15 protein-coding genes and 8 pseudogenes are annotated in these 17,411 nt (G+C 44.8%); 17 read left to right on the forward strand and 6 right to left on the reverse strand.

Annotated features, from left to right (window positions below):
- Positions 1-689: 689 nt before the first annotated feature.
- The 10 genes and pseudogenes from DXE31_RS12425 to DXE31_RS06285 all read left to right on the forward strand — a co-directional run.
- Positions 690-869, forward strand: a pseudogene (locus DXE31_RS12425) (2Fe-2S iron-sulfur cluster-binding protein); the annotation flags it as partial.
- A 303-nt stretch (positions 870-1,172) separates the two neighbouring features.
- Positions 1,173-1,370, forward strand: coding sequence for a hypothetical protein (locus tag DXE31_RS12430; protein WP_331851997.1), 198 nt, complete (start codon positions 1,173-1,175; stop codon positions 1,368-1,370).
- A gap of 345 nt (positions 1,371-1,715) precedes the next feature.
- Positions 1,716-2,075, forward strand: coding sequence for a succinate dehydrogenase/fumarate reductase transmembrane subunit (locus DXE31_RS06245; RefSeq protein WP_114698210.1), 360 nt, complete (start codon positions 1,716-1,718; stop codon positions 2,073-2,075).
- 22 nt (positions 2,076-2,097) lie between these two features.
- Positions 2,098-3,573: pseudogene (locus DXE31_RS12870) on the forward strand (fumarate hydratase).
- A pseudogene (locus tag DXE31_RS06260) lies at positions 3,570-4,841 on the forward strand (FAD-binding protein); the annotation flags it as partial. The pseudogenes DXE31_RS12870 and DXE31_RS06260, both read left to right, overlap by 4 nt.
- A 165-nt stretch (positions 4,842-5,006) precedes the next feature.
- Complete coding sequence (locus tag DXE31_RS06265) at positions 5,007-5,327, forward strand: hypothetical protein (RefSeq protein WP_162785550.1); 321 nt, start codon at positions 5,007-5,009, stop codon at positions 5,325-5,327.
- A 198-nt stretch (positions 5,328-5,525) separates the two neighbouring features.
- Positions 5,526-5,903 (forward strand): Rossmann-fold NAD(P)-binding domain-containing protein, encoded by a 378-nt coding sequence (locus tag DXE31_RS06270; RefSeq protein WP_114698212.1) that lies wholly within the window; start codon positions 5,526-5,528, stop codon positions 5,901-5,903.
- Positions 5,833-6,315: pseudogene (locus DXE31_RS11340) on the forward strand (NAD(P)-dependent oxidoreductase); the annotation flags it as partial. The gene DXE31_RS06270 and the pseudogene DXE31_RS11340, both read left to right, overlap by 71 nt.
- A gap of 9 nt (positions 6,316-6,324) precedes the next feature.
- Positions 6,325-7,360: pseudogene (locus tag DXE31_RS11345) on the forward strand (UxaA family hydrolase).
- 83 nt (positions 7,361-7,443) lie between these two features.
- The gene (locus tag DXE31_RS06285) at positions 7,444-7,806 is read left to right on the forward strand and encodes a GntR family transcriptional regulator (RefSeq protein WP_114698215.1); all 363 of its coding nucleotides are present in this window, start codon (positions 7,444-7,446) and stop codon (positions 7,804-7,806) included.
- 18 nt (positions 7,807-7,824) lie between these two features.
- On the opposite strand, the gene DXE31_RS06290 is transcribed toward DXE31_RS06285, so the two are convergent.
- Positions 7,825-8,601 carry a ferredoxin--NADP reductase gene (locus DXE31_RS06290; RefSeq protein ID WP_114698216.1) on the reverse strand — a complete coding sequence of 259 codons (777 nt, stop codon included), beginning with the start codon at positions 8,599-8,601 and terminating at the stop codon, positions 7,825-7,827.
- Positions 8,602-8,915: 314 nt separating this feature from the next.
- Here DXE31_RS06290 and DXE31_RS11350 point away from each other — a divergent pair, with 314 nt between their 5' ends.
- The 7 genes and pseudogenes from DXE31_RS11350 to DXE31_RS06310 all read left to right on the forward strand — a co-directional run.
- Complete coding sequence (locus tag DXE31_RS11350) at positions 8,916-9,047, forward strand: disulfide bond formation protein B (protein ID WP_231969541.1); 132 nt, start codon at positions 8,916-8,918, stop codon at positions 9,045-9,047.
- Positions 9,048-9,088: 41 nt separating this feature from the next.
- Positions 9,089-9,295, forward strand: coding sequence for a hypothetical protein (locus tag DXE31_RS10345; RefSeq protein ID WP_231969420.1), 207 nt, complete (start codon positions 9,089-9,091; stop codon positions 9,293-9,295).
- A gap of 14 nt (positions 9,296-9,309) precedes the next feature.
- Entirely contained in the window at positions 9,310-9,540 is a 231-nt protein-coding gene (locus DXE31_RS12875) for a hypothetical protein (RefSeq protein WP_197712162.1), read from the forward strand.
- Positions 9,500-9,721, forward strand: coding sequence for a hypothetical protein (locus DXE31_RS10355; RefSeq protein ID WP_231969421.1), 222 nt, complete (start codon positions 9,500-9,502; stop codon positions 9,719-9,721). Before DXE31_RS12875 ends, DXE31_RS10355 begins: the two co-directional genes overlap by 41 nt.
- Positions 9,722-10,165: 444 nt before the next feature.
- Positions 10,166-10,450, forward strand: coding sequence for an amidohydrolase family protein (locus DXE31_RS06305; protein ID WP_114698217.1), 285 nt, complete (start codon positions 10,166-10,168; stop codon positions 10,448-10,450).
- A gap of 334 nt (positions 10,451-10,784) precedes the next feature.
- Positions 10,785-10,943 carry a hypothetical protein gene (locus DXE31_RS09755; RefSeq protein WP_162785553.1) on the forward strand — a complete coding sequence of 53 codons (159 nt, stop codon included), beginning with the start codon at positions 10,785-10,787 and terminating at the stop codon, positions 10,941-10,943.
- A gap of 350 nt (positions 10,944-11,293) precedes the next feature.
- Positions 11,294-11,419: pseudogene (locus tag DXE31_RS06310) on the forward strand (amidohydrolase family protein); the annotation flags it as partial.
- An 8-nt stretch (positions 11,420-11,427) separates the two neighbouring features.
- Here DXE31_RS06310 and lysS read toward each other — a convergent pair.
- The 5 genes and pseudogenes from lysS to DXE31_RS06335 form a co-directional block, all read right to left on the reverse strand.
- Positions 11,428-12,978 carry a lysine--tRNA ligase gene (gene lysS / locus DXE31_RS06315; protein WP_114698676.1) on the reverse strand — a complete coding sequence of 517 codons (1,551 nt, stop codon included), beginning with the start codon at positions 12,976-12,978 and terminating at the stop codon, positions 11,428-11,430.
- A gap of 45 nt (positions 12,979-13,023) precedes the next feature.
- A protein-coding gene (gene prfB / locus DXE31_RS06320) for a peptide chain release factor 2 (protein ID WP_114698219.1) occupies positions 13,024-14,128 on the reverse strand; the annotation gives its coding sequence in 2 pieces (ribosomal slippage) (positions 13,024-14,046 and positions 14,048-14,128; 1,104 coding nt in all).
- A 46-nt stretch (positions 14,129-14,174) separates the two neighbouring features.
- Positions 14,175-14,720, reverse strand: a pseudogene (locus DXE31_RS13095) (DHHA1 domain-containing protein); the annotation flags it as partial.
- Between the two features lie 54 nt (positions 14,721-14,774).
- A pseudogene (locus tag DXE31_RS11355) lies at positions 14,775-16,433 on the reverse strand (single-stranded-DNA-specific exonuclease RecJ); the annotation flags it as partial.
- Positions 16,434-17,402, reverse strand: a complete 969-nt coding sequence (locus tag DXE31_RS06335) for a hypothetical protein (protein ID WP_231969424.1) — start codon at positions 17,400-17,402, stop codon at positions 16,434-16,436.
- Between the last annotated feature and the right edge of the window lie 9 nt (positions 17,403-17,411).

Genomic DNA, 17,411 nt, shown 5'->3' on the forward strand with positions numbered 1-17,411 from the left:
ACCTATAGCGTTCTTTTGCTTAGCCTTATTACGGCTTGTTCTAGTGCATATAAGTTTAGCGAACCTTTCGGTCTTAAGCCTATTGCAGAATCCTAAATTTGCTTATGGAATATTGATGTTGGCCCTAATAGTGAAGGCTTGCCTGCAGGTTCTGGTACGGCGATTGCTGGAGAAATCTTATTTCAACAGCAATGCACTTCTTCCCATTGGGACAAAGGTCAAAGTGCAATAGCGAATCAATTAGTTGGCGGTGACGCACTAAATACCAGCTCACCTATGAAGACGGTGGGTAGCTTTTGGCCTTACTCTATAACTATATTCGATTACACTCGACGGATAATGCCTCACAATGCGCCTCAATCATTAACCGACGATCAAGTCTATGCGGGCGGTGACAGCTTACATTTTATTTTTGAGCACAATCGTTGCCAAAGATGCCGTGATGGATGCCAACTCCTTGGCTTTAGTGAGAATGCCAAACAGGGATGATTTTATTTCAATTGAGCGTGGATATTTTTGATGGTTGAAAAGTAGCGGGGTGAGGGTAAGTCTTCTTTGAGATAAAGAAAATATTTATCTCAAAGAAAAATATATTCGATTTTAATTTTACTTTCTATAGAGATAATTCTCTTATGTCTAAAACCGACCTTAAAGTAAAAGTCTAGCGTGGTGCCGAACAAGGGGAATTTGTTGAGTACCTAGTAACCCGCAACGCCAATCAAACTGTTTTGGATATCGTGACTTACATCCAACGCAAGCTGGACTCTACTCTGAGTTATCGCTTTGCCTGTCGTGTGGGAATGTGCGGTTCCTGCACTATGACTGTAAATAGAGTTGCACGTTGGACATGTCGCACTCACGTATCATAAATTGTGAAGGGCATTTCCTTGGAAATTGCACCTTTGAATAATCTGCCGGTCATTCAAGATCTCGCAACTGATATGCGAGAGTTCTTTAACAAGTGAAAGGACGCGGTTGGATTTTTCAAGGACAACCAAACTCGTCATGATGAATTTGCAAAAATTGAACCACAATCAAAAAAGCGTCAGTGTTAGCCAATGCGGGTATCGCATGTATTGGTTGTGGAGTTTGTTATGCCTCATGTGAGGTAGTTAAATCAAGGCCTAACTACCTTGGCCTTGCAGCCTGGAATAGGGCTTGGACGTTAAGCAATGATATTTTGCACGGATGTGCAGCAGATTGAGCGGTTACAGGCTGTAGCTGGAGATGCTCCATGCCATGCGTGCCATACGCAAAGCTCATGTACTGAGCGTTTTCCAAAAGCCATTGAGCCTACAGCCAGTATTGCTGGACTTAAGAAGTTGGTGGGTAGAGCTACAGTTCGTGGCAGCAAGTGGGGCAAGTTATGAGTCAGGGTGTATTACAAGCAAAGCTCTGATATGCCCAAAGAATTAGCGCAATGATTCTCGGGCTGTGTGTTGCGATACATCTTCTTATTATTTTTTTACGCGATTCGTGGTGGTATTTTTGCTCAAGAGATATTGAGTCGCACACAAGGGCACATTGCTTTCGCACTCTTTTGTGAGCTATTTTTTTATAGCTTGTTTTGTACATGCGCCTATTGGTATGGCCAATATTCTCCAAGAAACTTTTCCTAACAGCGGGTTAGCAAAACCATTTTCATGGGCGCTTGCAATCTGCATTTTTGTTTTAGGGACAGCCGCTGTTATTGGCGTGTATACCGGGAGTGGTTTATGAGCTCTAGACCTCATATAGATTACCGAGCCAAAAGCCACTTATCTGATTTTGCGTATGCTTGCCATCGCATCTCTGACCTTCTTTTGGCCTGTTGTATTCCATTACATTTTTTAATGCTGTCCAAATCCTTAAGAGGGGCGCAAGGATTTGAAGCTTCTTTGAAGTTAACGGATGTTTGGGTCTTTAAGTTTGGAGAATGGGCATTAGTCATACTGCTGGCGGTGCATTTGGCTGGAGGGGTCCGTTTGCTAATAATTGAGTTCGGTCCATGGCGTGGTTTGTGTAAGGGCTCGATTCAGACCTCTATTTTGTTTGCAATTCTTTGCGGACTTTTATTTCTTTATTTTGCTGACTAGGCAGGTAGATATGCAACTCAATATGAATTTGGCAGAAGAGGCTTGCAAAGAGCTCTACATTCGAGCGCTTAAGGCGCTACCAGATGATATTAAGGCTGGCATTGATAGTAGGCTAGATATAGCTGAGACGGATTCCCGTGCGCAGGTAGTTTTAAAGACTATGATGATAAATATCTCGGTTGCTGAGAAGGAAGATAATCTCCTATGTCAGGATACAGGCTTGCCAATCTATAACATTAAGATTGGTAGTAATGTCCAATTTGACAGTATGGCATTGAAAGCCGCCATTCGCAAAGGTTGTGAGCGGGCAACCAAGGAGTATCTGCTCCGCTCATCAGTGGTCCATCCAATTGCGCGTAAGAATAATTACACTTCTTGTGGCATTGATATGCCAGCAATTCACATTGATTTTTTTGATGATGCTGATTCGGTTGAAGTCGAAATGGTCCCTAAAGGTAGCGGCTCTGAATACAACTCTTTTCTTAAAATGGCCATCTTTGCAGATGGGATTAATGGAGTCAAGGCTTTTGTTATTGAGAGCGTTGTTTCCGCTGGTGGCAAGATGCGTCCGCCAACAATTGTCGGAGTCTGAATTGGTGGCACCTATGATCAATGTGATGCTATGGTAAAACGAGCAGCAACTCGTGAATTAGGAAGTATCTGTAGTGATGAGGAGGGCGCAAAGTTGGACAAAGAGCTCAGCGCCGCTGTGAATAAGCTCGGTATTGGTCCACAAGGACTTGGTGGTGATGGTACCGCATTTGTAGTGCACGTTGTTGAGCTTGCGCATACCAACATTACTCTGAATCCTGTCGCAGTGAAGATGCAATGCCACTCTGCTTGCAGGGCTCGCGCAACCTTTACGCCTGCAGGCGTTAAGTTACGGATTCTAAGGAGAGGATCCATGACCCACTTCGTTCTCCAGACTCCAGTTCGCGCAGAAGAAATTCGCAAGTTACGCATCAATGACATAGTTGCTTTGCAAAATACCTTGTTTGGTATTCGTGATGCCACTCAAATTCATATGTTTGATCATGGTCGTCAAACGCGTTTTGATCTTAATGGGCATGCGGTTATTCATACTGCACCTAACGTGCGTAAAGTTCCAGTGAGTGAGCAATTTATCTGTATTGGAACTACAACCTCTGATCGCATGGAAAGATTTACCCAGCCACTAATGACTCAGAAGGGTGTGCGTATGATTATTGACAAAGGCGGAATACGAGAAGGCTCAGCCGAGGCATTTAAAGAATTTGGCGGAGTCTATTTAGCCATTATTGGTGGCACTGCAGCGCTTGAAACAACTTGGATTGAGCAAATTGAGGATGTGGATATGGATGACCTTAATCCAGAGTCGCTTTGGCGCTTTAAGACTAAAGATTTTGGCCCACTCTTAGTGGCTATGAATAGTCACGGTGGCAGTATGTACCAGGAAGTGAAAGGTGAGGTTGCTCGAAATAAAGATACTTTTCGAAACAGTCTCGGAATAGACTCATGAGCACGATACTAAGAATTGAAACAGAGATTTTGATATTAGGTGGTTATGGCGGTGCTGGCCTATTTGCAGCTTTGCATGCGCATCAAGCAAACCCAAATCTATATATTACGATTGCCGTAAAGGGTTTGTTAGGAAAATGCGGTTGTACTCGTATGGTGCAGGGTGGTATAATGTGGCCCTTGCAGAAGGGGATTCAGTCGAGCGCTACTTTATGGACACCATTGAAGGTGGTAAGTGGCTATCTGATCAAGATTTAGATTTAACTGGTATCGAAATTATCAATCGTTTCGCAAAGCAGGTGTGGTCAAGAGGTATGCACCGCCTTGAAGAGCATCGTGCTATTGAGCTGATACATAGTAAAGATGGTAAATCTCTGGCTGGTGTATTGATGTTGAATATGCAGACTGGTCGCTTTGTATTGGTACGCGCTAAGGCAGTCTTGCTAACCACCGGCAGTGCTCCAACCATGTACAAGTACCATACGCCGTCAGGTGATAAAAGTTGTGATGGATTGGCGATGGCGCTTCGCGTAGGACTTACCTTGCGAGATATGGAGATGGTCCAGTTTCATGCAACCGGTCTCTTGGCTGGCCCAGGAACTCGTATGACTGGTACGGTATTAGAGGAAAGCTTGCGCGCGCGGGGCTGTGGATTACTTGCTTAATGGAAACAATGAGCGATTTATGGGCAACTACGACCTTCGTAATGAGCGCGCTACCCGTGATATTGTTTCTCGAGCTATTAATTCTGAGATTCGTGCTGGTCGTGCTACCCCCAATGGCGATGTCTATATTCAAATGAGTCATTTGGGTCCTAAAAATGTGCGCAAGCTATTTAAGGGTATGGTTGAGCTTTGCGCTGACAGCGGTTTTGATTTGGTGAATGATCTAGTGGAGGTTGTCCCGACTGCTCATTACATGATTGGTGGCTTAGTCTTTAAGAAGGATGGCAGCACTGACCTTCCTGGTCTTTATGCAGCAGGAGAGGACATTGGCGGTGTTTATGGAGTCAATCGTCTTGTGGGCGGTAATGGCGTTGCTAATTCAACTATGTTTGGCGGTATTGCAGGAGATGCAATGGCAGAATGGGTTGCTTCCCATGGTCTGCAGGAATGCAATATGGAGGAGGTTTATGAAAGCATCAAAGCTCATGAGATGCCCTTACAAAAAATAGCTGGCGATATGGAGTCTATTCGGGATGGTTTGTCGACATGCATGTGGGACGATGTGGGCATCTCTAGAACCAAAGAAAGTTTGTTGCATGCTCGTAGTTGTTGCTGCTTTGAATGGCGTACGAGCACTTTGGCACAGAAATAGAGAATTGCAACAAGTAATTAATAAATGGCGGGCAGCGCCATTTGGATTCATTGGAGGGATATTCACTGCGCTATTTGCAACTGGTGGCGTATTTATGCCGCATATCTTGGATTAAGAATGATTGATCCAAAATCTCTTAGGGTCACTATGGCATTCGCCATTCTGATCCTCACTTGTTTGCTTGCGGCTTTGTTTGCGGCTTTGCTTGATGATAGCAACCGGGTTGCTTTTAAGTTCGCCTGTGTTTGGTTTAACCCTCTTTCTCTTGCTGGCTATGTTTTTGGGAATTTGGCTAGGTACTCATGCACATTCAAAATTGAGCAGCACTTCGATGCGGATTGTGTATGGATCCATTCTTCTCGTTTCAGGAACCACTCTATTGATTCGTCAATGCTTCTAAAGCGTTATTTTCGATTTATGGTGCTGGAGCAAGTCTAAAGACACCTATTAAGGTGTCTTTAGATATTCTTACGGAGCGACGATATTGCGTCGCCTTGATGACTTTTGCCAAGGCTATTGACTCGTTTTTAATTTGAGCCTCTAGCTCTTTAGGGATATTTACAATTGCAGTAAGACCATTTCTTTAACAAAGAGTGACTACTTGCAAGTGATCTATATCATCTATACGATATAGATATGTCATCTATTTTCATCTCTGAGTTCATCACTAGTCAAGCCCTAGATACCATGTGTTCTAGACATGACGTTATCTACGATCCTGATTTGTACAAGGATAGGTCAGTATTAATTGCGGCTATGCAGGATGTTCATGCGCTAGTGGTTCGGAATCTGACTCAGGGAAATAAGGAAGTTCTGAAGGCCTCACCAAAATTAAAGGTGTTTTTGGGCGTAGGTCTTGAAAATATTGAGCTACCAGCCTGTGCCAAGCGAAATATTAGGGTGATTCCTGCTACAGGTGCAAATGCAGAGTCGGTGGCTGAGTATGTGGTTGGGGGCTGCAGTCGCTTTAACCCGTGGTCTTATTCCTGCAACGATCGCAACCCTGAAAGATGAGTGGCCTCGCCCGCGGTTCTCTAGCTATCATGAATTTTTAGGTCAGACTTTAGGTATTGTTGGATTTGGCAGTATTGGCAGAGTGGTAGCAAAAAAAGCCCATGCCTTTAGGTTGCAATGTGTTGCCTATGATCCGATGTTATCTGTTGATGCTGTAGAGCTTGATGGGTTTTCTGTTCCACTAATCACGCTCAATGCATTGCTCTCAAGCAGTGATACTGTCTCTTTGCACCTTCCGTTTTTACCTGAAACCAAAAATTTATTTAATGCATCAACTTTGGATCAGATGACAGAGGGTGCTTGCCTTGTAAATAGAGGCCGTGGGGGCATCGTTGATGAATTGGCGTTAGCAGAGCATTTGCGCTCAGGTCGAATTGGCGGCGCAGCAATCGACGTATTTTTAGCTGAACCAGCAAAAGACTTGAACCATTTTGTAGGCATTGAGAACCTCATACTTACGCCGCATACAGCTGGCGTTACCCACGAGAGCAATGAACGCGTGAGCCAAATGATTGCTGATAATCCAAACGTAGCTGGTGTCGTGGTGATTGGTATCGAGCCACAGTGGAGAAAGATCGTAGTAGATGGAATTAAGACTGCCGGTAAGCCGGTAGAAGGTTTTTGGATTGAAGGTAACGGCGATACAGCAACTGTTGCTAGCGCCAGCAAGGCCGCTTACTCCATGATGTGAAGCATGCCTCTAAACAGCGGCGCGTTTCTTCCCCATTATCAGAGCTCTGGGTTTCAACTAAATGCGGTGAATTTCTGGTTGTGCATTAAATCCAACAGTGGGTAATGCGTTTGATAAGCTTTATGACATTGGTTCAACTTTGGTTTTTGGTGAAACTACTGAGTTAACTGGTGGTGAGCATTTAGTGGAGGCATGTTGCCGCACTCCTGAGGTGAAGAAGAAATTTCGCGCAATGTTTGATCGTGATCAAGACGTTGTTGCAAAAAATAAAACCAGTGACTTATCGGATTCGCAGCCAACAAAAGGCAATATTGCTGGTGGCCTCACCACCATTGAAGAGAAGGCTCTGGGAAAGATTCAGAAAATTAGCAAGAAGTGCATGGTTGATGGTGTCCTTGATAAAGCGGAGACTCCAACAATTCCTGGTTTGCATTTCATGGGCTCCTCTTCAGCTGTTGCTGAGATGGTGACTTTATGTGTAGCCGCAGGTTTCGCGGCCTATTTTTTCCCAACAGGTCAAGGTAATGTTATTGGTAACCCAATTCTTCCTGTGATCAAGCTATGCGCACATCCTAAAACCGTACGCACAATGTCTGAGCATATTGACGTAGATGTTTCTGGTATTTTGCGTCCCGATGAAAATTTAGACACAGCAGATGAGAAACTACTCGATGCCCTTATACGTACTGCAAATGGTGAATTGACTGCTGTAGAGATTTTGGGTCATCATGAATTTGCAATGACCCGCTTGTATGAGTCTGCATAAGTAATAAAGCATGAAAACTCTGACCGCTTATCAAGAAGTCAAGCAGAAGATCGCCGAAGATCTGGTCAGGGGTCGATACCCTTATGGGGCAGGCATTGCCTGCTGAAAAGGATTTAGTAAAGGAATTAGATGTATCCATAGGAACCCTGCGTAAGGCGGTAGATGAATTGGTTGCCGAGGGAATTGGTATCCGTCGTCAAGGTAGTGGAACCTATGTAGCTGAGCATGATGCCAAACGCTTGCTCTATTATTTTTTCCATGTAGTGCGATGGGATTCTGATGAAAAAACCTATCCTCGTGTTGAAACCGCTTCGTTTAGGATATCACAAGCCAATAAAGAAGAGTCTCTTAAGTTAGGCATTAAAGAAGGCGCTCCTGTTTGGCGGACTGTCACTCGTCTATACCTTGAAAATGAATGTGTACTGGTTGATCACATCTACTTTTAGATATATTAAATCGGAAGTCTATTTTTCGACGAAAGCACGCTCAAACACATAGTCGCCTAGCTGACCAAGGCTCAGAGATACCTTAAAGCCTTTGGAATCCAGCATCTCAGCGGTCTCTTTGAGCATAGAGGGGCTACCACAGATCATGGCTCTATCTACTGCTGGGTCCAGAGGAGGTAAGCCTATATTTTTGAAAAGTTGTCCAGACTCGATGGCAGTAGTTAAACGTCCAGTATGTTTGAATGCTTCTCTTGTAACGGTAGGGTAGTAGATGAGTTTTTCGCGAATAAGTTCACCTAAGTATTCGTCTTGGGTTAGTTCATTCTTGATGTAGTCACTATAGGCTAGCTCGCTAACTAGGCGTACGCCATGAATGAGAGCTATCTTTTCAAACTTCTCGTAGGTTTCTGGGTCGCGAATGATGCTCATGAAGGGCGCAAGACCAGTGCCTGTACTAAAAAGATAAAGATGTTTTCCTGGATTAAGATCATCAATTACCAGGGTCCCTACAGATTTTTGGCTGACCAGTATTGGATCCCCAACCTGAATTTTTTGAAGGCGTAAAGTAAGTGGACCATCTTGAACTTTAATACTTAAAAATTCGAGGTGCTCCTCATAGTTTGGACTTGCAACGCTATAGGCTCTCATTAAAGGTTTTCCCTCTACTTCGAGGCCTATCATCAAAAAGTGACCACTTCGAAAGCGAAGACCCTTATTGCGAGTGGTGGTGAAGCTAAAGAGGGTGTCGTTCCAGTGGTGAACGGTGAGTACGGTTTCGGTGTTATAGGCTGGCATAAAACTTAGTCTGAAGTGTCTGAATTGCTAATTATCCTCAATCTTGAGGTGATGCAGGGGGTATCGAGGGTTCTTGGGCCAATTTACTTCTTATAAGTTATCTACTTTTACTTATAAGCCCATCAGTTTGGGGTCTTGGGAGGATTCACTCGCTATCATCTAGGGATGAGTCGCTCCCAATATCTATGGATTTCTTTGTTTAGCTTCAGTTGGGTGCTTTTTGCTGTTGTGCTTCAGCAAGTGGGATATCAAAATGTCAGCTATCCACCTGTGGAATTGATCCTTTAGAAATTTGGATCAATCAATTTCAGTTGGTGCAAGGCTTGCCTTGGCTATTTAAAGCAGATGGTTTTTGCTCTGCTAAGTTGCCTGCTATTTTAGGGTTACAGGTTCCCGAATGGTCATTATTCGGGTTTTGCGTCTTGTTTCTAATTAGCAGCAGATAAAATATCATCAGGAGTCATTTGCTTTAATGGAATGGAATTCCATGCTGTTAAAGCGCGCGTATAGTTTTTTGTTTTCAAGGCTTGATATGCAATTACTCTCTCATGATCAGGATCCCTTGATCGCAGCCTTGATGTATCTTAAGGAATTGCTACTCGATATTAAGGACTTACCCCCAATCAGAGCGGGGTCGCATCGCATCGTTCATGGAGGCTCAGAGTTTTTTCAGCCAATACTGACGCTATCCTAGAAAAATTATCGGCTATGAGCGCTTTAGCGCCCCTGCATCAGCCACATAGCTTGGATGGTGTGAAAGCTTTTTCTCAAGTTTTTCCAGGCATTCCTCAGAATCTCTGTTTTGATACAGCATTCCATAAAACGATGAGTTCTCTCGAAACTTTTTTGGCTTTACCTAAGGAGGTTACAGATCAAGGTGTGCGACGCTATGGGTTTCATGGCATTTCCTATCAGTACAATTATTGGCGAACTGATTGAGAACTCTAGAATGGCCAAAAATAAGGTGCTAATGGCGCATTTAGGTAATAGTGCCAGTTTATGCGCTGCAATTGATGGCAAGAGTATTGCCACAACAATGGGTTTCTCGGCTCTAGACGGATGGATGATGGGTACGAGAAGTGGTTCATTAGATGCTGGCGTATTGATGTTATTTGGTTGAGCGTGGTTATACCCATGATCAGCTGCAAGATCTGCTATGCGTAAACTAAGGAATGATCCCAAGCCCCTAGCAAAAGAGGCGATTGAACTATTACTATTTCTTCAGTCGCACAGCTCTCCACGGTATATTTCAATGGAGTGATTCTGACGATGGTAGGCGATTCTCCTAAATATGTGGAAGCCATCGTTGTAAAAGATAGGAAAATTGCCTTTACAGGGAGCATGAAAGACGCGCTCACTCAGGCGGGCATGAATCCGAATATTTAAGATCTGAAAGGTCAAACTTTAATGCCTGGGTTTATTGATACCTGGGGACATTTTGTTCTAATTGCTTAAGATACCTTGGGTGTTAATCTGGCATCTTTCTCAAAAAATTCACCGCAGACTCAATCTCAACTCATCGGCAAGTTGAAGGCGGAGGCAAATATTTTTAATGGCTGGGTAATTGGGGGCGGGTTATGCCGATGCTTTGTTATCAGATGGTCCTTTGACTAGAGCTGATCTCGATAAGGCGTTGCCAAATCAAGCTGTGCTGATAGAGAATATTTCAATGTTGACTGGCTTGGTGAACTCTGCTGGTTTAAAGAAATTAGGTATCAACAAAGCAACTAAAGCAGTATCTGGATTTATTCCAGTAGATCCAAAGAATGGTGAGTTAACTGGTGAGCTGATTGGTATGCCTTACTTAGCGGCTGTTGCTAAAGCAGGAGGAAAGTATTCCAAAGATTGAGCCTTTGAGGCTTATCGCAAAGCTGAGAAAATTTACGTCTCTAATGGAGTTACTACTGCCCAAAGTTGCGAGGCGAGTATTGTTGATATGCGCAATATGCGCTTAGCAGTAGATCGCAACCTTGTTTCTTGAGATTTGATTGCATTGCCGACTTTCGATGTGGTTGATCAGATGCTCACAACAAACCCAAATTTTCCGTTTGGTGCGTATAGTCAAGGAGATCATGGATTTATGGTGGCCGAAATACAAGTCCCAACAGATGGCGCTCCGCGGTTACGATTGGCCTATTTTTCTAAACCTTATTTGAATACCACTGGCTTTCCTCAGGACTGGCGTGGATTTCCGTATTACCCAACAAGCACTCATTGATAAGTATGCCAAGTTAGCTTACGAGAAGAATATTCAATATTTTGCGTACTCTAATGGTGATGCTGGCATTGATATGACTTTGTCTGCGTTAGGAAAGGCGATTACTGATACGGGTGTATTATAGAGGTTCGAAGAATCGAAATTGCCCATTCCTTTTTTGCACGAGACGACCCGCTCGATGACTATAAAAAGAAAAACATATTAGCCGTATCAATGCCAAATACAGTCTGACTTTATGGTGATAACTATAGTGCGACCTTGGGTAGCGAGAGGGCTGCTAACGTCAGTCCACTAAACGCAGCTAATCATAAGGGCGTGAAGATTGCGCTTCATAACGATACACCTTCATCTGGACCCAATGTGATGTTTTCAGTTTGGAAAGAACATAGGCTATGAGCAAGCTATTAGTCCGTATTTGGCTTTGCAAGGCATTACTAGTAATGCAGCGCCTATCTATAATACAGAGAAGAGGGGAGTAAGGGCTCCATTGCTGCTGGGAAGATGGCCGATTTAGTGGTTCTAGACCAAAACCCCTTACAAGTAGAACCGAATGAAATTGAAACTATTAAGGGTGGTGTCGAAATCTATAACAATGAATGACTCTTGAATTACTCTTCTTCGCGACGTAAGTGTGGGAAGAGAATAACGTCACGAATATTTGGAGCATCAGTGAGTAGCATGACGAGGCGATCGATACCGATGCCGCAACCACCAGTTGGAGGCATTCCATACTCAAGGGCGCGAATGAAGTCATGGTCAAAATACATAGCCTCTTCATCACCTGCTTCCTTTTGCTCTACTTGTTTGCGGAAGCGATTGGCCTGATCTTCAGCATCATTTAACTCAGAAAAACCATTGGCGATTTCACGGCCCGTGATAAAAAGTTCGAAGCGCTCAGTAATGCCTGGACGTGTATCCGATTCTCTAGCGAGAGGACTTGCTTCGATCGGATAATCAATGATGAATGTCGGTTCCCACAAATGCTCTTCAGCAACTAGCTCAAACAAAGCCAATTGCAGTGCGCCAATCCCTGCATTCTTGAGAGTTGGAGCATCTGGATTCTCACCACCCTTTTTCAGTTCGGCACGTATGAAGCTGGCATTTTCCAATTGTGCGGCTTCATAGCTCTTACCCGATTGGTCGCAGTATTGGAGGATAGCCTCAGTAATGGTCAGGCGTTGAAATGGCTTGCTGAGATCAAGTTCAGAGCCTTGGTGTGTCAATACCGCAGTACCTTGTGCATCAATTGCTGCTGCACGAATTAAGCCTTCAGTGAAATCCATCAACCAGCGATAGTCTGTATACGCTGCGTAAAATTCCATCATCGTAAACTCCGGATTATGTCGGGGACTAATACCCTCGTTACGGAAGTTACGATTCATTTCAAACACGCGCTCAAAACCACCCACAACCAAACGCTTGAGGTAAAGTTCAGGTGCGATACGCAAGAACATTTGCATATCTAGTGCATTGTGGTGGGTAATAAAAGGTTTTGCTGCTGCACCACCAGGAATCGGGTGGAGCATCGGCGTTTCGACTTCCATAAAGTCGGCGTCTAACATATGACGACGCAGTGAGGCGATCGCATTGCTACGCGCCTTAAATGTGTTTCGACTGTCAGGATTAACAATGAGATCAACATAGCGCTGACGATACTTAGTCTCTAAATCAGAAAGGCCATGGAACTTATCAGGTAAAGGGCGTAATGATTTGCTGAGTAAGCGTAGATTACTGCACTCTACAGATAACTCACCCTTATTGGTTTTAAAGAGATTGCCCTCGGCAGAAATAAAGTCACCCATATCCCAGTGTTTAAATGCCCCATGGACATCGGCACCGCTAAGCTCATCATTAATATAGAACTGAATTTGGCCGCTGCGATCCTGAATGGTGGCAAAGCTGGCTTTGCCCATTACGCGCTTGAGCACCATTCGTCCTGCAACTTTGACATGAATTTTTTTGGTCGCCAGCTCTTCTCTGGTCAGGCTGTCATAGTGCGTATGCAAGTCTGACGCCAAATGGGTTGGTACAAAATCATTTGAGAACGCAACACCACCAGCGCGTAGCTTAGCCAGTTTTTCACGACGTTCCGCAATGATGTGATTTTCATCAACGGGTTCTTGAGCAGAGGCTGTGCCTAAATTCGTTTTATCGGTCATATCGGTCATTAGTGGTGGTATCTCAATAATGGGTTTTAGACTGCATTACACGCCTTGTTTCAGGCCGGCCTCAATGAAAGCATCTAGATCGCCATCCAACACTTTTTGTGTATTTGAAATCTCAACGTTCGTACGTAGATCTTTAATGCGGCTCTGGTCCAAAACGTATGAGCGGATTTGGTGACCCCAGCCCACATCGGTTTTGCTGGCCTCCAATTTATCTTGCTCAGCACGACGCTTTTGTATCTCGTGTTCATATAGGCGTGACTTGAGCATGGTCATTGCTTCAGCGCGGTTGCGATGTTGGCTTCGATCGTTTTGGCATTGCACCACTATTCCGGTGGGAATATGGGTTAGGCGAACAGCAGAGTCTGTCTTGTTGATGTGTTGACCACCGGCACCCGAGGCGCGGTAGGTATCAGTACGAATATCTGCTGGATTGACTTCAATCTCAATCGAGTCATCAATCTCTGGGTATACGTATATGGAGGCAAATGAAGTATGACGCCCATTTGACGAATCAAATGGAGATTTGCGTACCAAGCGATGCACTCCGGTTTCAGAGCGCAAATGACCATAAGCGTATTCGCCATCGACTTTGATCGTTGCGCTCTTAATGCCAGCAACATCACCGTCCGATTCTTCAAGAATTTCCGTCTTGTAGCCTTTCCGCTCGCAATACTTGAGGTATTGACGATAGAGCATACGCGCCCAATCACAAGCTTCGGTACCGCCGGCACCCGCCTGAATATCAATAAAGCAATTGCAGGAATCCATTTTATTATGGAACATGCGTCGAAACTCGAGATCACCAATGATCTTGCTATAGCTCTCAACATCTTGCTCAATTGCCGCGATAGTTTCAAAATCACTTTCTTCTTTAGCCATGTCAAATAGCTCAAGAGCACTAGTAATATTGGCATTGAGATCAGTGAGGGTAGCCACTACACCATCGAGCAATTTTTTTTCTTTGCCCAGTGCTTGCGCTTTCTTTTGATCATCCCAAATGGTGGGATCTTCCAGAATAGAGTTAACTTCGGTAAGACGACGTGACTTTACGTCGAAATTAAAGATACCCCCGAAGAGCTTGCTCACGGGTGAGCAGATCGGACAAGGTATTCGAAATAATGTTGAGTTGTTCAGCTTCCATCCCTTAATTATAAGGGGGTTATTGACCTAGACTCTTAGGGGCTGGCTCAGCTAGAAAGGCTTTCGTCGTGGGCTTCGATCATGAGTTGCACACGGGCTTGACCTTGATATCGGTTGGTTACTAGACGATAGGCCAGTTTGGCTCTAGCTGGCAGGCTTTGGGTTCGGTTAAACCAAACGGCAGTAATGGGTTTGCTATCAGATTTAACCGCAGAATCTCCGATTGGGCGGACCATCAAGCGCAAATGTTTTTCTTTCATGAGGCTTTGCTGAGCAATCTCAAATTCCCCATAAAAAACCGGCTGAGGAAAGCCTTGGCCCCAAATTTCCTCTGCGAGAAGGTCGCCAATTTCAGAGGTGAATTCAGAGGGCTGTAATGCACCGTCATGGTTATGGCGACGCTCTAGTAATTCATCGTAAAGTAATTCTGAGGCGACTTGCTGAAAACAGGCGTCAAACTTTTCAAAGTCGTTTTGTCGAATGGTCAGACCCGCAGCCATTGCGTGGCCACCAAACTTTAAGATGAGACCTGGTGCGCGTTTTGAGACTAAATCTAGGGCATCACGCAAATGAAATCCAGTTAAAGAGCGTCCAGAGCCACGAAGTTNGAATTCAGAGGGCTGTAATGCACCGTCATGGTTATGGCGACGCTCTAGTAATTCATCGTAAAGTAATTCTGAGGCGACTTGCTGAAAACAGGCGTCAAACTTTTCAAAGTCGTTTTGTCGAATGGTCAGACCCGCAGCCATTGCGTGGCCACCAAACTTTAAGATGAGACCTGGTGCGCGTTTTGAGACTAAATCTAGGGCATCACGCAAATGAAATCCAGTTAAAGAGCGTCCAGAGCCACGAAGTTCTTCACCAGTACTGCCGTCGGCAGGTGCAAAAACAATAGCTGGACGATTGAAGCGTTCTTTTAAGCGTGAGGCTACGATACCAACGACACCTTGATGCCACTCTGGATTCCACAAACAAATACTATTGCGTTGTGCCATGGTTCCTGCAAGCTGATCCTCAGCAAGATGTGACAATGCGGTTTCTTGCATACCAGTTTCAATGACACGCCGCTCGCGATTGATGCGATCGAGCTCGTGAGCCAGGTTAACTGCCTCATTAGCATTGTCTGTAAGCAACAAACGAATACCTAAAGTCATGTCCGCTAGACGCCCAGCCGCATTGAGTCTAGGTCCGATTGCAAAGCCCAAATCNANATTCCACAAACAAATACTATTGCGTTGTGCCATGGTTCCTGCAAGCTGATCCTCAGCAAGATGTGACAATGCGGTTTCTTGCATACCAGTTTCAATGACACGCCGCTCGCGATTGATGCGATCGAGCTCGTGAGCCAGGTTAACTGCCTCATTAGCATTGTCTGTAAGCAACAAACGAATACCTAAAGTCATGTCCGCTAGACGCCCAGCCGCATTGAGTCTAGGTCCGATTGCAAAGCCCAAATCAAACGTATTGGCTTTTCGCGGATCGCGCATGGCCGCCTGAAAGAGCGCTTGAATGCCGGGTTGCGATATACCAGCGCGAATACGCCTTAAGCCATTTGAAACTAGTACACGATTATTGCGGTCAAGTTGTGCAACATCGGCAACCGTACCTAAGGCTACTAAGTCGAGGAGATTCTCAATTTTGGGTTGTGTCTCAATGGTAAATTTTTCGCGCTTGCGAAGTTCTGCACGAAGTGCAACAAGAATATAAAACATCACACCAACGCCAGCTAATGCTTTACTAGAAAAGCTGCAGCCAGGCTGATTCGGATTCACAATGGCCAGGGCATTTGGTAAGCGATCAGCAGGAAGATGATGGTCAGTCACGATGACTTCCATGCCAAGTTCACGGGCGCGATCAACCCCAGCCTCGCTTGCAATGCCGTTATCTACAGTGATGAGGTATTTCGGTTTAGGGTTTTGTTGTGCCGCTAAATCAACAACTTCAGGTGTAAGACCGTAATCCATAGTAAAGCGATTGGGGACCAGAAACTGAATTTGGGTTTGGGGTCCACCCAGCATCTGAATGCCCCTTAAGCCTACGGCACAGGCAGTTGCACCATCACAGTCATAGTCGGCTACGATGAGTATGGGCTCTTTTCTCTCGAGAATATCGGCAAGCAAAGAGGCGGTGCAGATGCAATTCTTCAGCTCCGTTGGAGATAGTAGTTGCTTTAAGTCGAGAGAAAGCTCTTCAGGAGACCGAAGTCCGCGAGCAGCATAGAGTCTTGCTAATAGAGGGTGCAAGCCACTCTGGGCTAACCACGTAGCCGTGCGATCTGAAAAGGGACGTTGTGAAAAGACGCTCATCTAAAATTCATTCACTTCTTTCCAGGTGAGTGGTTCGGGTTTTTTCCAAAAAGCCCAAGATTTTTTCAATAACATTTTTGCAGTAAAGATACGCTCGCGCACCTTTCCATTTGGAAAATCGATAATGACGATTTCATCTACTTGCTCATTGATGAGTGCGCTACTCAAATGAGGCCAGACATGTTGGGGATGCTCAAGCCAAGCAAATACACCTGCTAAATTTTGCGTATCTAAAGAGATGTTGTGTGAGATGTCTACAAGCTTTGCAAGGCCAGCCAGAATAGGATGTGAGCCTATGAGGCGGTGCGATTCTTTTACTGCCGCTGGTGCTTGTACATCTTGTAGCTTTCCTATGCCGCTAATCCAGATCGAGTTGATACTAGGCATGCCACGTTGTTCACGCTCTTCATTTACCGGCCCAATGTGCCACAGCATTTGAATTTCATTTTGAAGCTTACGCCAACGCTTGGCGATACCTTGCTCTAGAGAATCATGTGGCATCCACCAATCGATATTGCGGCCATGGGCTTGATCAACGCTATAGCTCGCTAGACTCGCAAAAGGTCCGGCAGGAATAAACCAGTAATGTTGGTTCTCAAACAGAATCGGACTTTGAAAATCTTCTTCGATAAAAGGCAGAGCTGCTTTTAGAAGATGTGTCGATTCTTCTACAGTCAGATCAATCTGGTTTTGCTCCATCAAAATCAGGTGGTCTTGTGTTGCATGAAAATGAACGGGTTGTAGGCAGGCGATGACTTCACTCGGATTAGCGGTTTGATTGAATTGTCCAAGTAGCAAAACAGGTGCAAGTGGGACCATCTCTCCGAGTAAAAAACGTTCATGGGGTAAGCCCTGTCGAGGACTCTCTCGGCTTTCGAGCTCGTCTAGGGCATCTTCTCCCGATAGCATCATGGTAAAGCGGCGCAAACCAGTCTGAGCGCCCTTGGATGAGTTAGAAATAGTAGTCATTCCCCTGAT

Origin of the sequence: Polynucleobacter necessarius (genome assembly GCF_900095185.1) — a bacterium.
Classification (GTDB): domain Bacteria; phylum Pseudomonadota; class Gammaproteobacteria; order Burkholderiales; family Burkholderiaceae; genus Polynucleobacter.

Bases quoted from the DNA above. Each gene is read 5' to 3' on its own strand.
- DXE31_RS12430 (WP_331851997.1), top strand. From the start codon at position 1,173: ATGATATTTTGCACGGATGTGCAGCAGATTGAGCGGTTACAGGCTGTA.
- DXE31_RS06245 (WP_114698210.1), top strand. From the start codon at position 1,716: ATGAGCTCTAGACCTCATATAGATTACCGAGCCAAAAGCCACTTATCT.
- DXE31_RS06265 (WP_162785550.1), top strand. From the start codon at position 5,007: ATGATTGATCCAAAATCTCTTAGGGTCACTATGGCATTCGCCATTCTG.
- DXE31_RS06270 (WP_114698212.1), top strand. From the start codon at position 5,526: ATGTCATCTATTTTCATCTCTGAGTTCATCACTAGTCAAGCCCTAGAT.
- DXE31_RS06285 (WP_114698215.1), top strand. From the start codon at position 7,444: ATGGGGCAGGCATTGCCTGCTGAAAAGGATTTAGTAAAGGAATTAGAT.
- DXE31_RS06290 (WP_114698216.1), bottom strand. From the start codon at position 8,601: ATGCCAGCCTATAACACCGAAACCGTACTCACCGTTCACCACTGGAAC.
- DXE31_RS10345 (WP_231969420.1), top strand. From the start codon at position 9,089: ATGCTGTTAAAGCGCGCGTATAGTTTTTTGTTTTCAAGGCTTGATATG.
- DXE31_RS12875 (WP_197712162.1), top strand. From the start codon at position 9,310: ATGAGCGCTTTAGCGCCCCTGCATCAGCCACATAGCTTGGATGGTGTG.
- DXE31_RS10355 (WP_231969421.1), top strand. From the start codon at position 9,500: ATGGCATTTCCTATCAGTACAATTATTGGCGAACTGATTGAGAACTCT.
- lysS (WP_114698676.1), bottom strand. From the start codon at position 12,978: ATGACCGATAAAACGAATTTAGGCACAGCCTCTGCTCAAGAACCCGTT.
- DXE31_RS06335 (WP_231969424.1), bottom strand. From the start codon at position 17,402: ATGACTACTATTTCTAACTCATCCAAGGGCGCTCAGACTGGTTTGCGC.